The 12,340-nt window shown below is 73.4% G+C and carries 11 protein-coding genes; 7 read left to right on the top strand and 4 right to left on the bottom strand.

Annotated features, from left to right (window positions below; genetic code table 11):
• Window positions 1-43: 43 nt before the first annotated feature.
• Window positions 44-1,147 carry a saccharopine dehydrogenase NADP-binding domain-containing protein gene (locus tag OHU34_RS20335; RefSeq protein ID WP_405767688.1) on the top strand — a complete coding sequence of 368 codons (1,104 nt, stop codon included), beginning with the start codon at window positions 44-46 and terminating at the stop codon, window positions 1,145-1,147.
• A gap of 40 nt (window positions 1,148-1,187) precedes the next feature.
• Here the strand turns inward: OHU34_RS20335 and OHU34_RS20330 are convergent, their stop codons facing one another.
• From OHU34_RS20330 to OHU34_RS20320, 3 genes are all read right to left on the bottom strand, one after another.
• The gene (locus OHU34_RS20330; RefSeq protein WP_142265322.1) at window positions 1,188-2,249 is read right to left on the bottom strand and encodes a YihY/virulence factor BrkB family protein; all 1,062 of its coding nucleotides are present in this window, start codon (window positions 2,247-2,249) and stop codon (window positions 1,188-1,190) included.
• A gap of 148 nt (window positions 2,250-2,397) precedes the next feature.
• Complete coding sequence (locus OHU34_RS20325; protein WP_142265323.1) at window positions 2,398-2,685, bottom strand: DUF4190 domain-containing protein; 288 nt, start codon at window positions 2,683-2,685, stop codon at window positions 2,398-2,400.
• Window positions 2,686-2,817: 132 nt separating this feature from the next.
• A complete protein-coding gene (locus OHU34_RS20320; RefSeq protein WP_405767686.1) occupies window positions 2,818-4,044 on the bottom strand; it encodes a CPBP family intramembrane glutamic endopeptidase in 1,227 nt (408 codons plus the stop codon).
• Between the two features lie 137 nt (window positions 4,045-4,181).
• On the opposite strand from OHU34_RS20320, the gene OHU34_RS20315 reads away from it, so the two are divergent.
• Both OHU34_RS20315 and OHU34_RS20310 read left to right on the top strand, forming a co-directional pair.
• Window positions 4,182-6,554 (top strand): histidine kinase, encoded by a 2,373-nt coding sequence (locus tag OHU34_RS20315; RefSeq protein ID WP_405767684.1) that lies wholly within the window; start codon window positions 4,182-4,184, stop codon window positions 6,552-6,554.
• Window positions 6,551-6,790, top strand: a complete 240-nt coding sequence (locus tag OHU34_RS20310) for a response regulator transcription factor (RefSeq protein WP_230195144.1) — start codon at window positions 6,551-6,553, stop codon at window positions 6,788-6,790. Before OHU34_RS20315 ends, OHU34_RS20310 begins: the two co-directional genes overlap by 4 nt.
• An 835-nt stretch (window positions 6,791-7,625) precedes the next feature.
• On the opposite strand, the gene OHU34_RS20305 is transcribed toward OHU34_RS20310, so the two are convergent.
• On the bottom strand, window positions 7,626-8,495 hold the full coding sequence (locus OHU34_RS20305) for a UbiA family prenyltransferase (protein ID WP_405767681.1): 870 nt from the start codon (window positions 8,493-8,495) through the stop codon (window positions 7,626-7,628).
• Between the two features lie 150 nt (window positions 8,496-8,645).
• Between OHU34_RS20305 and OHU34_RS20300 the strand changes: the two genes are divergently transcribed.
• From OHU34_RS20300 to OHU34_RS20285, 4 genes are all read left to right on the top strand, one after another.
• A complete protein-coding gene (locus tag OHU34_RS20300; RefSeq protein WP_142265327.1) occupies window positions 8,646-9,713 on the top strand; it encodes a type III polyketide synthase in 1,068 nt (355 codons plus the stop codon).
• Window positions 9,714-9,757: 44 nt separating this feature from the next.
• Entirely contained in the window at window positions 9,758-10,297 is a 540-nt protein-coding gene (locus OHU34_RS20295) for an isoprenylcysteine carboxyl methyltransferase family protein (RefSeq protein WP_142265328.1), read from the top strand.
• Window positions 10,294-11,307: an NAD(P)/FAD-dependent oxidoreductase gene (locus OHU34_RS20290; RefSeq protein ID WP_142265329.1), complete on the top strand. Its 1,014-nt coding sequence runs from the start codon at window positions 10,294-10,296 to the stop codon at window positions 11,305-11,307. Before OHU34_RS20295 ends, OHU34_RS20290 begins: the two co-directional genes overlap by 4 nt.
• A 553-nt stretch (window positions 11,308-11,860) precedes the next feature.
• Entirely contained in the window at window positions 11,861-12,286 is a 426-nt protein-coding gene (locus OHU34_RS20285) for an STAS domain-containing protein (protein WP_142265330.1), read from the top strand.
• The last annotated feature ends 54 nt before the right edge of the window (window positions 12,287-12,340 follow it).

Raw genomic sequence — 12,340 nt, 5'->3', positions numbered from 1 at the left:
GGGAGCGGGAGCGGGAGCGGCGTCGGGGCCGGGAGCGGCCTCGGTGCCGGGGACGGCCGCGGTGCCGGGGACGGTGCCGGCGTCGGGGTCGGGGCGGACGGTGACGGTGTACGGCGCGTACGGCCACACCGGACGCTTCGTGGTGGCACAGCTGCGGGACCGCGGGTTCGTTCCGGTCTTCTCCGGCCGCGACGCCGAGAAGCTGCGAGCGACGGCGGCAGCGGCGTCCGCGCCCGCGCCCGCACCCGGACCGGAGGTCCGGCCGGCGGCGGTCGACGACCCCGCCTCGCTCGACCGTGCCCTGGCCGGCGCGGACGCCGTGATCAACTGCGCGGGGCCCTTCGCCACGACCGCCGCTCCGCTGATCGAGGCGGCACTGCGTGCCGGGATCCCGTACGTCGACGTGGCGGCCGAGATCGAGGCCAACCTCGACACGTTCGCGCACTTCGCGGACCGCGCCCGCGCGGCGGGAGCCGTGATCGTCCCCGCGATGGCCTTCTACGGCGGTCTCGGTGATCTGCTGGCCACCGCCGCGATGGGCGACTGGACGGCGGCCGACGAGGCGACCGTCGCGTACGGACTGAGCGGTTGGCATCCGACCCCCGGGACGCGCACCGCCGGTACGGTCTCGCGGGAGCGGCGCGGCGGCCGGCGCGTGCGCTACACCGGCGGGCGGCTGGAGTACCACGACGACCGTCCGACGCTCCTGAAGTGGGCGTTTCCCGACCCGATGGGCACCAGGGAGGTCGTCGGGGAGTTCACCATGGCCGACGTGGTCACCCTCCCCAGCCACCTCGCCGTCCCCGCCGTACGCACCCACATGACGACCGAGGCGGCCACGGATCTCGCGGCCCCGGACACACCGGCGCCGACCGCGGCCGACGGGAACGGCCGGTCCGACCAGACCTTCGTCGTCGACGTCGTCGTGCGCTCGGGCGACACCGAACGGCGCGCCGTGGCGAGCGGCCGGGACATCTACGCGGTCAGCGCGCCGCTCGCGGTGGAGGCGGTCCACCGCATCCTCACCGGCCGGACCCGCACGGTGGGTGTCGCCTCGGCCGGCGAGATCTTCGACGCGCCGGACTTCCTCCGCGCCCTGTCCCCGCACATCTCCCTCGAGCCGCTCCAGGAGCGGACGGTGTCCTGACCTCGCATGCGGGCGGCGGTGCGCCCCGGCCGCCGCCGGGTCAGGACCCGAGGCGGCGGCGGTCCTCCTCGTCCCACTTCCGGGTGTCGCGCGGCTGGACGTACGGCTCCTCGTCGGCCGGGTGGCCACCGGCGACGGCGCGCTGGCGGACCATCTCCGCGTCGAACTCCAGGCCGAGCAGGATGGCCAGGTTGGTGATCCACAACCACACCAGGAAGATGATCACACCGGCCAGCGTGCCGTAGGTCTTGTTGTACGAGCCGAAGTTGGCCACGTACAGCGCGAACCCGGCGGACGCGACCATCCAGATCAGCAGGGCCAGGAAGCTGCCCGGGGTGACCCAGCGGAAGCCACGCACGCGTGCGTTCGGAGTGGCCCAGTACAGGACCGCGATCATCACCGTGACCAGGACCACCAGCACCGGCCACTTGGCGATCGACCACACGGTGAGCGCCGTGTCGCCGACCCCGAGGGTGGTGCCGGCCTGCCGGGCCAGGCTGCCGGTGAACACCACGATCAGCGCGCTGATCACCGCCATGACCATCAGTACGACGGTCACGCCGACCCGCACCGGCAGCACTTTCCACACCGGACGGCCCTCGGGGATGTCGTAGACCGCGTTGGCGCTGCGGATGAACGCGGCGACATAGCCGGACGCCGACCACACCGCCAGCACCAGACCGACGATCGCCATCACCGAGCCGACCCCGCCCTTGCCCTGCATCTGCTGCACCGCGCTGCGCAGGACGTCCTGAGCCGCGCCCGGCGCGAGTTTCTGGATGTTGTCCAGGACCGTCTGGGTGGCCGACTGCCCGACGATCCCCAGCAGCGACACCAGCGCCAGCAGCGCCGGGAACAGCGCCAGGATCGAGTAGTAGGTCAGGGCCGCCGCGCGGTCGGCCAGCTCGTCCTTCTTGAACTCCTTCAGGGTGCCTTTCAGTACCGCTCCCCAGGAGCGTTTGGGCAGGTCCGTGGGCTTGTCAGGGGCCTGCTGCTCCACCTGCTCGTCCGGACCGGCGGCGACCGGATCCTGCCCGGCCCCGCCCTCGCGGTCCGCCGTCTGCTCGCCGTGCCGCTTGTGCGGCTTCAGTGTCCGTGCCATGCCGTACGGGTATCCGGCCGATCGGCACCCATGCGCAGATATGGAACATGTCGGACCTTGCGGCGATGGTGGCCACGGCGGTGCTTCCCCGGGCGCCGGACGCGGTTCTCGGGCCCCCGCACCGCCGCCCGCCGCGCGTCCCCGCGGGTCAGCCGCCCACGTACCAGCTGAATCCGCCGTTGCTGGCGGCCACGGCCAGCAGCACGATCCACAGCACCACGTCGACGATGCCGAGGATGATGCCGGCCCGCGCCATTCCGGCGCCGTTCCTGACCGCCGCCTGGCGGCGGGCGACGGCACCGAAGACGATGGCCAGCGGCCCCAGGACGATGTTCAGGATGAACAGTCCGACGATGCCGCAGCAGAGGCTCGCGATCGCCAGGCCGTTGGCGCGTGATCCCGAGGACGCGGTGGAAGAGCTGCCATAACTCGTCATCGAATACTCCCGGTTGTCGGTTGCACGGACCGAACGGGCCTCGCGCTCCTCACTTTCGACTTGCTCCTCCGAGTGCCCCTCCGACGCGTTCCCATGTCGACGGACCGTCAGTTGCGTTGCGGATAATGCAACTTAGAGGTCCCGACCCGACTCTCGGTGCGGGGGCAGCCCGGTCTCGCCGGGCGGAGGTGCGGTGCGGGGAGCCGCCCCCGGGGGCACACCCGGCGCGTCCGTGCGGTCGGCGTACGGGACGGGCCCAGGCGCAGGCACAGCTCCAGCAGACCCAGACCCAGACCCAGCAGACCCAGACCCAGGGACCGGCACAGGCACAGGGGCCCAGGAGACAGGGACGTGAGCGGCGAGGGCCTGGGGGTGCGGGCCGGGGAAGGGCCACGGCGGCAGGACCGGGACCGGGGGCGGTGCTGGTGCCGGTGCCGGTGCGGGGACGGTGCGGGTCGGCGGGTGGCGACGCGCCAGCCAGAGGACGGCCGCCGTGTACAGGGCGATGCCGACCAGGTCGAGGGCCACGAGCTGCCAGGGAGCGTCCGCGGCGGTGTCGTCGCTCTTGAGGCCGTCGACGACGGCGGCCGAGACGCCGAAGGCCAGCAGGTTGTTCACGGCGTGCAGGCCGATGGCCGCCTCCAGCCCGCCGGTGCGTACGGTGAGCCGGCCCGCGACCACTCCGTACAGGACCAGGTCGGCGAAGCCCCACGGGGTGCCCCAGCCGTGGGCGGCGGCGAACAGGACGGCCTGGGGCACGAGCGCCCACCAGGGAGAGCGCAGGAAGGCGCCGACCGCCTGCGTGAGCCAGCCGCGGAAGACGTACTCCTCGGCGGCCGCCTGCAGCGGTACCAGGACCACCAGCATGGCGAGGGCCGGGCCGAAGACCTCCCAGCCCGCCCACCGCGACGGAGCGGCATCGTCCGCAGGCAGCAGGAGCACGGCCCCGGTGCTCACGGCGAGGACCGGGAGGGCCACCAGCACGCACCGGCCCAGCCAGGGCCACCGCAGTCCGCCCGTCACGGACGAGACCGTGCCCGCCGGGCGACGGCCGACCCAGCGCACCGCGAGCAGGACGACGGGTATGGCGGAGGCGATCGCCAGCAGGTCGAGGGCGGTGCCCGAGACGGGCCCGAACTCGACGGTCCCGTCGGCGGCTTCGGGGTAGCCCCTGGCCGCTCCCAGGGCGGAGCCGAGGGCGTAGAGCAGTCCGGCCACCAGCACGCACGCCACGGCCACGAACCCGGTGCCGAGCACGGGCCGCCACCATCGGTGACGTGCCGAGACGCGGGCCATGCGGTGATAGGGGAGCAGTTCGGGCAGGAGCGCGGGCACCGGGGCGGCGAGCGGATGCGTCATGGCGACAAGCCTCCCCGCGGGCCCGTTCCCCCACATCGGCCGCGGGCACGAACGGCGCCTCTGCCGGAGGGTGGAGAGCGGCGTCCTCCCCGGGGCCGGTGCCGCGCCGCCGCACCCCGGCCTACGCTCGTGCCGAGATGGAGACGATACGCAACTGGCTGCTCCCCGCACTGCTCGCGACCGGACAGATCGCCTGGCTGTGGCCCGGAGCCGGTCTGGCCGGCGAGGAGGTGCCCGGGGTGGCGGCACTCGTCGCCGTGCTCGGCGCGCTGGTCGTGGAGACGGCCGCGCTGGGCCGTCGACGGCAGGCGCCGGTCCGGGCCCTGGCCTGGTCCCTCGGCGCTCTCCTGGTGGGCCAGACGGCCTGGCAGGACGGCTACTTCGGGGTGGGTGCGCCGGTCGCGCTGTATTCGGTCGCGGTGCGCTGCCCCGTGTCCGTGACCGTACGCGCGGTCGCCGCGGCCGTGGGCGTCGAGTGGCTCCTGTCGCTCGTCCATGTCGGGGTCCGGCCCGCGCTCGCCTCCGAGTGGGTGCTCGGCGCGCTCCTGTACGTCGTCTGCGCGGGGCTCGGTGAGGCCCGCAGGCAGTGGCTGAAGGGACGGTCGCTCGCGACCCGACTGCTGGCCGGCGCGGAGGAGACCCGGCGGCTGGCGGGCGACACCGAACGGCGGCGGCTGGCCCGTGAACTGCACGATGTGAGCGCCCATCACCTGACCTCGGTCGTCATCACGGCCGACGCCGCGCGAAGACTCGGCGACAGCAGGCCCGAGCTGACGGCCGAGGCGTTGTCGTTCGCCGAGCGCACCGGCATCGAGACCCTGACGGCGCTGCAACGGCTCGTCGGTCTGCTGCGCGACGCCGACCGTCCGGCTCCCCCTCCGATGACCGCGCGCATCGAGGAACTCATCGCCGGATTCGGCCGGTTGGGGCGACCGATCGACGCCGTGCTCCCCGACGACCTGGCCGGACCGGCGGCCGAGGCGGTGCACGGGATCGTCCGCGAGGCCCTGACGAACGCCCTGCGGCACGCCCCGGGCTCCGCCGCGCACGTCGGCGTCCTGCGCGGGGAGGGCGTCCTGGAACTGTGCGTCGACAATGCTCCCCCGCGCGGCTCGGCACCGGACGGCGTCGACGCCGTCGGCCCCGTCGACGGGCTGGGGTCGGGACGCGGCGTCACGGGGATGAAGGAGCGGGCCGCGGCCGTCGGCGGAAGACTGACGGCGGGCCCCGCACCCGGCGGTGGCTGGCGGGTCCGGGCCACCCTGCCCGACGTGACGGGACCGTGGGGTCCGCCCGAGGGCACGGGCCGGCGCGACGTGCTGCGGGAACAACGGCTGGCCGATCCCGCGCTGGTGTGCACGGCGACGCTCCTTCCCCTGGTGTTCGCCCTGGTCACGGCGGAGGAGTGGTCAGGCGCGAGCCTGCGCGCCGCGGTGCCCGGCCTGCTCGTCGTGGCGGTGCTGCTGACCGCTCACGCGGTGCCGCTGCTGTGGCGACGGCGTGCCCCGTGGCCGGCGCTTCTCGGCGTGCTGGCCACGTCGTGGCTGTGGCCGGTGGCGGTCGCCGGGGCCGGGCTGCCGTCGCGGGTGTTCGTGTTCTTCGCCGGCGGCGCGCTCGCGGAGCTGCTGGCGGTGTACGCGGTGGCGGTCTACGGCCGGGGCGCCGCCCCTACCTGGCCCGCGTGGGGCGCGGCGGCGATCTCGCTCTCCGGGACCCTGGTCGCGACGGCGGGCGCGGACGGCTCGTTGTCGGGCGAGGAGTCGATGGGGCCCACCGCCGTGGTGATGTTCGTGCCGCTGGCCGTGGTGCTGGGCGCGGTGTTCGCCGGCCTGTGGGGTGCCGGGCTCGCCGTGCGGCGCCGCCGGCTGCGGCTCCTGGCCCTGGACGACTTCGCGTTGGCGGGCGCGCTGTGGCACGCGGAACGGGCCGCGGACGCGGAACGGCACCGGCTGGCCGCGAAGTTGCGGGACGCCGTCCTGCACCGCACGGCGGCACTGGTCGAACAGGCCCGGCAGGGGCGGCTGGAGGCGGTGGCCGCCGAGGCCCGGTCGGTACTCGCCGCCATGCGCGAACTCCTGCACGGCCTGGGCGAGTCGGAGGATCCCGGGCACGGACTGGCTCCGGCGCCCACCGTCGCGGACCTCGGCACACTGTGCCGGACCGCGCGCGCGGCCGGGCGGGACGTGGCCCTGCGGGGCCTGCCGGAGGCCGCGCGGGACCTGCCGCCCGATGTGGCCCTGTCGGCGTACCGGATCGTCGAGGCGGCGCTCGGCGCGGGCGATCGAGGACCGGCCCGGGTCACGCTGAGGCGACGGCGGGACATCCTGCGCGTGACGGTGTCGGGCGTACCGCTGGCCGTCACCGGCCCCGTGGCCGAACGCCTGAAGGTGCGAGCGGGAACGGGTGCCGGACGTATCACTCTCGAACGGGCCGGTGTCGTAAGGGCGTTGCTGTCGACCGGGCCCAGTCCGGCGCCCGCACCGGAGGTGTCCCCGTCGTCACCCATGTGACGGACGGGGCGGGGCCGTACCCCGGCCCGGCCGACCTCGACCGGCGGATCCTCGCGCTCCTGCTGGCCGGCCTGACCGACCAGACGACCGCAACCCAGCTGGGCCTGTCACCCCGCACGCTCCACCGCCGCCTGCGCCACCTCATGGACACGGCCGGAGTCCGCACCCGCATGCAACTCGGCGCCCATGCCGTCCGACACGGCTGGTCGGAACCACCGGTACCGAGCGGGCCGTAACGACACCTGCCCGCCACACGACCACGGTCCTTCCCGAGGGAGGAGGTCGGTTGCTCCCGCGCGCGGCCCAGCGCCAACGGGGCGGGGTACGTGCGAACAGGGCTTCTGAAATGCGGAAGCCCTTCCGACACGGTCTTCCGCCCTGGACGGATGGCCGCTTGCCGTCTGTCCAGGGAGTGCGGTCAGGGCTAGCGTGTGCGGTACGGCCCGAGCCCCCGGCAGCGTCGAACACCTCTCGCGCTCCTTCGAGGGCGCACCTCGCGCATCAGTGCCGGAACCGCCCCGACCCCAACGGGGCGCCCCCGCCGTCGCCACTCGATCCCGGCGCCGCACCGATGCGCCCCATGCGGGCATCCCCCCTCCGCTGCCCGCCGCGTCGCACGCAGCCACCGCAGGCGGTACGCATGTACGTACTGATCGTTCCGGCTTCTGTCCCCTTCGTCCTGCTCGCCACCGTCATGGGCCTGTCCTGGTGGGAAGACCGCATCCTGCCGGCGGCGCCGGCCGAGCCGGTCGACCCTCCCGCAAAGGCTCCGTTCGTCCCAGCGGCCGAAACACGGCCCTTCCCCCAGCTGCTGTTGCGGCAGGGCACTGTCGGTGACCAGCCGGTGAGTGGGAGCGAGGGTCTCCACCTTCGTGTCAGGCAGGACGAGGATGCCGGCCGCGTCGCAGCCGTCGACCAAATCGGTGACCCGTCCGGCGTCCCAGCTTCTGCGGGTCCATGACACCGTCACCGATGCGGAGGCCGTCTTCGCCGGCATCCGCAGCAGGGATCGGTGATCTGCTGTCTCCGGTGGTGGGTGCGCGGTGTGAGCCGGCCGGCGAGGAGGCTGGGTCAGGCGATCCCGGTGCCGCGCAGCAGCAGCAGCGCCACGTCCACCACCACCACCGCGACCGCCGCAGCGAACGCCGCCCGTTCGCAGCGGCGTCCCAGCACCGTCCCCGTCACCGCGACCAGGCCGGCCACCACGAGCGCGGCCGGTCCCCACCTGCCGGGGGGCCCGGCAGGACCCAGCACCAGAACCGCGGACGCGGCCACCAGCGGCACCGGCAGCAGCAGCCGGGTGCCGTCCGGGCCCAGCCGGTGCGGCCATCCCCGAACTCCCGTCGCCAAATCCCCGCGAATGTCCGGCAGCACGTCACCCAGATGGGCGCCGACCCCCAACAGCGCCCCGGCGGTGACGACCCACCAGGCCGGCCATGGCTGCCCCGGCAAGGCCAGCGCGACGAACGCCGGGAGCGCGGCGAAGCCCACCGCATACGGTGCCCAGGACCATGCTGTCGCCTTGAGCCGCAGGTCGTAGGCCCACGCCGCCGCCACCCCGGTCAGGTGAACGGCGCCCGCCCGCAGGCCACAGGCGAGCGAGAGCGGCACGCACAGTGCCAGCGCGGCATACGCGGCCACCCACACCTCCGTCACGCCGACCGTGCCGTCGACGACGGGTTTGCCCCGGCGGCCGGCGGCGATGTCCCGGCGCGCGTCGAACGCGTCGTTGCACCAGCCGACGGACAACTGCCCGGTCAGCACGGCGGCGGCGGTCAGGACACAACGCGCGGCGCTCTGGCCGGCGGTGACGGCCAGAGCCGCCATCAGGGCGGTGACCGCCACGACAGGCCCGGGGTGGCACGACCCGGCCAGACCAGCCACCCGGTCGGCCCAACTCGCCGTCGGGCCGTCGGCCGTCGACTGCTCGGGAGTGACCACCGGCCAATCCTAGGCGCCCGAGCCCCACCCGGCTGGAGCACACGCCCCCTCGGGAGGAACGGCCGGACGGGCCATTCATGGTGTCGAAGTCCCGGTCCGGGGAACATGTGGGGAGCAACTCACCCGAGTTGGGAACCGGACGGGAACCATATGACGCGGATCGCAGCCGTTCACGGTGCCCTGGCACCGCACCGTCGTACCCAGTCCGAGATCACCGACATGGTCGCCCGCACCTGCCTGCCGGAGGGAACCGACCGCAGGGTTCTGGACCGGCTGCACCTCAGCGCGAAGGTCGGCGCGCGTCACATGACGCTGCCGCTCGAACGGTATGGGGAACTGGACGGTTTCGGCGCCGCCAACGACGTCTTCATCGCCGCTGCCACCGACCTGGGCGCCAAGGCCGTCCAAGACGCACTGGACATGGCGGGTCTGTCCGCGGCCGACGTGGACCTGCTGATCTTCACCTCCGTCACCGGCATCGCCACCCCCTCGATCGACGCACGGCTGGTCGGCCGCCTCGGACTGCGGCCGGATGTCAAACGGCTGCCTCTGTTCGGCCTGGGCTGTGCCGGCGGCGCAGCCGGCCTGGCCCGTATGCACGACTACCTGCTGGGCCGGCCCGACCACGTGGCGGTACTGCTGTCCGTCGAACTGTGCTCGCTCACCTTCCAGCGCAACGACGCCTCCATGGCCAACATGGTCGCCACCGGACTCTTCGGCGACGGCGCCGCCGCGGTCGTTGCCTGCGGGGCGAACCGCCCGGACCGCCCGGACGAGACCGCCGGCCCGACGATCGTGGACACCCGCAGCCACCTGTACCCGGACACCGGCCGCGTCATGGGCTGGGACATCAAGGACTCAGGCTTCCAGGTCGTCCTCGACCCGCAGGTCCCCGATGTCGTACGCCGTTACCTCGCCGATGACGTCGAGGGGTTCCTCGGCGACCACGGGATCAAGCCGAAGGACGTGACCGCCTGGGTGTGCCACCCCGGCGGCCCCAAGGTCCTTGAGGCCGTCACCGACGCCCTCGGCCTGCCCGACGACGCACTCGATGTGACCTGGCGTCACCTGGCCGATGTCGGCAACCTGTCCTCGTCATCGGTGCTCCACGTACTGCGCGACACCCTGGCCCAACGCCGTCCACCGCCGGGCACCCCGGGTGTACTGCTGGCCATGGGGCCCGGCTTCGCCAGCGAACTCGTTCTACTGCACTGGTAGTTCGAACCGACGAGGAATCACGAAGGGCACAGGACGAAGGACACATGATCTGGTACGGACTGCTGGTGGCCGCCGTCGCCGCCGAGCGCGTCGCCGAACTCGTCGTCGCCCGCCGCAACGAACGGTGGAGCACCGCCCGCGGCGCGACCGAGACCGGACAGGGCCACTACCCGGCCATGGTCGCCCTCCACACCGGCCTGCTGGTCGCCTGCCCGGCCGAGGTCTGGCTGGCCGACCGGCCCTTCGTACCCGCCCTGGCCTGGCCGATGCTGGCCGTGCTCGCGGGCGCCCAGGCGCTGCGGTGGTGGTGCATCCACACCCTGGGACCCCGTTGGAACACCCGGGTGATCGTCGTACCCGGCCTGCCGCTGGTGACCGGCGGCCCCTACCGGTGGCGGTGGCTGCGGCACCCGAACTACGTGGCCGTCGTCGCCGAGGGCCTGGCCCTGCCCCTGGTGCACACCGCCTGGATCACCGCGACCGTGTTCACGGTACTCAACGCCGCCTTGCTCACCGTTCGCGTCCGCTGCGAGAACCGGGCGCTGGCCGCCGCGATCACGCCGACCACGACCGCGCCGGCGTGATCGACGTCCTGGTGGCCGGCGGCGGACCCGCGGGACTGGCCGCCGCCATCCATGCCGCGCTCGCCGGCCTGGAGACGGTCGTCGTCGAACCCCGGACCTCACCGGTGGACAAGGCATGCGGAGAAGGAGTCATGCCCGGCGGTGTAGCCGCGCTGCGGGCACTGGGCGTCGAGGCCAGTGGCCGCGAACTGCGCGGCATCCGCTACGTGGACGGTGCCGTCCGCGCCGAAGCGTCCTTCCGCGGCCACAGCGGGCTGGGGATCCGCCGTACGACGCTGCACTCCGCACTGCACCAGCGCGCTCTCGGCCTCGGCGTGCGGATCGTGCCGGGCAAGGTCGGCGAGGTGCGACAGAACGCGGACACGGTCACCGCCGCCGGAACCACAGCCCGTTGGCTGATCGCCGCCGACGGCCTGCACTCCCCGGTGCGCCGCGGACTGGGGCTGGAACTGCCGGGCCGCCCCCACGGCCGCTACGGGCTGCGCAGGCACTACCGCGTCGAACCGTGGACGGACTTCGTGGAGGTCCACTGGTCCCGGCACGGCGAAGCCTATGTGACACCGGTCGGCGACGACCTGGTGGGCGTCGCGGTCCTCAGCCGCAACCGTCGCGGGTACGACGAGCACCTGGCCGACTTCCCTGCCCTCACCGCCTCGCTGCGCGGCCCGGCCACGACGGAGGTACGCGGCGCCGGACCACTGCGACAGCGGGTGCGGCACAGAGTCGCCGGCCGTGTCCTGCTCGTCGGCGACGCCGCCGGCTATCTGGACGCCCTCACCGGCGAGGGCATCGCCCTCGCACTGGCGACGGCCGGGGCCGCCGTCCGCTGCCTTGCCGCCGGACGGGCGGACGCGTACGAACACACCTGGACCCGGCTGACCCGCCGCCACCGACTGCTGACCGGAGCCCTGCTGGCCGCGAGCCGCCGTCCCGGCACCGCCCGCCTCATCGTCCCCGCAGCATCCCGGATGCCCCCGGTGTTCTCAGCAGCGGTCCACGCACTGCAGTAACGGTAGGCCGGCCCTGGAGACCGCCTGGGCGTCTCCTTCCCCGACCTGCCTGCCGGGTCTGCGAAGACCGACTGCAGTGCACCGGCGACGCCGACGGCCGAGGCCGCCGCGACATCCTCCTGTCGCGGCCTTTGCGACAGATCCGGACCTCGGTCCGACGCGAGCAGCGGTCTTCCCGTCCTTGGGCCAAGTGCCGTGCAGGGCAACGGATATGAGTGCGCCGTCACACTTCGACATTGTCCACATCCTGAGATGAGGAGGTTTCGGACCCTCCGTCGCACTGGGACAGGATTAGCATGCCGTACAAGCGTCCCAGACCCCGGCGGCTTGTCGTTTCGCGACACAGATGGCTGCGTGGAGCGGACCTGTCGTCCGTCACCCGACGCATCCCTGGAGAGAACCGGGCGGGCCCCATGTCCTGTTGCGCAGGCACTCGGACCGGCCGTCGTTCCGCCTCCGCCGCACGTACGCCCCCGCCGGCAGCGCGCCACGAGGAGCCGGGACTCCCGGCGTCCCCGTCTCGCTGCCGGATGGTCTTTGGAACCGAGGCGTCATGCCCCTCCCACGGCTCACCATCAATCGTCATGACCGGCGGAAACGGGCACTGATCACCCTCGCCGGTGAGATCGACCTGGAATCGGCACCGCTGGTGTGCACAGCACTGGCGCGATGCCTGAGCGACGGCATCCGCATCGTCGATGTCGACCTCACCCCTGTGGCCTTCTGCGACTGCAGCGGCCTCAATGCCTTCCTCTACGCCGCGCAGCGGACCAGGGAGGCCGGCGGGATCCTACGACTGCACAACCCGCCACCGTCACTGGCGCGGATCCTCGAGCTCACCGGCTGCGGGTTCCTGGTGGTCGGCCTTCCGCTCGGGCATCTGCCACCGTCTCTCGGGGACGTCCCTGACCCGGTCGCTCCAGCCCTGCCGGACCGGAGTGTTCCGCTGGTGGCTGTCCTCTCGGGCGATGTGCGGTGAAGGCCCGGCCCAGGCAGGGGCAGCCGCACGAGTCGCATGCAGGCGAGTCGTCCA

Origin of the sequence: Streptomyces sp. NBC_00080 (assembly GCF_045041255.1) — a bacterium.
Classification (GTDB): domain Bacteria; phylum Actinomycetota; class Actinomycetes; order Streptomycetales; family Streptomycetaceae; genus Streptomyces; species Streptomyces coriariae.
This window is presented reverse-complemented; position numbering and strand designations above follow the sequence as displayed.

Excerpts from the sequence above, each read along its gene's own strand:
- OHU34_RS20285 (WP_142265330.1), top strand. The coding sequence starts at position 11,861 with ATGCCCCTCCCACGGCTCACCATCAATCGTCATGACCGGCGGAAACGG.
- OHU34_RS20325 (WP_142265323.1), bottom strand. The coding sequence starts at position 2,685 with ATGACGAGTTATGGCAGCTCTTCCACCGCGTCCTCGGGATCACGCGCC.
- OHU34_RS20315 (WP_405767684.1), top strand. The coding sequence starts at position 4,182 with ATGGAGACGATACGCAACTGGCTGCTCCCCGCACTGCTCGCGACCGGA.
- OHU34_RS20330 (WP_142265322.1), bottom strand. The coding sequence starts at position 2,249 with ATGGCACGGACACTGAAGCCGCACAAGCGGCACGGCGAGCAGACGGCG.
- OHU34_RS20320 (WP_405767686.1), bottom strand. The coding sequence starts at position 4,044 with ATGACGCATCCGCTCGCCGCCCCGGTGCCCGCGCTCCTGCCCGAACTG.
- OHU34_RS20295 (WP_142265328.1), top strand. The coding sequence starts at position 9,758 with ATGATCTGGTACGGACTGCTGGTGGCCGCCGTCGCCGCCGAGCGCGTC.
- OHU34_RS20300 (WP_142265327.1), top strand. The coding sequence starts at position 8,646 with ATGACGCGGATCGCAGCCGTTCACGGTGCCCTGGCACCGCACCGTCGT.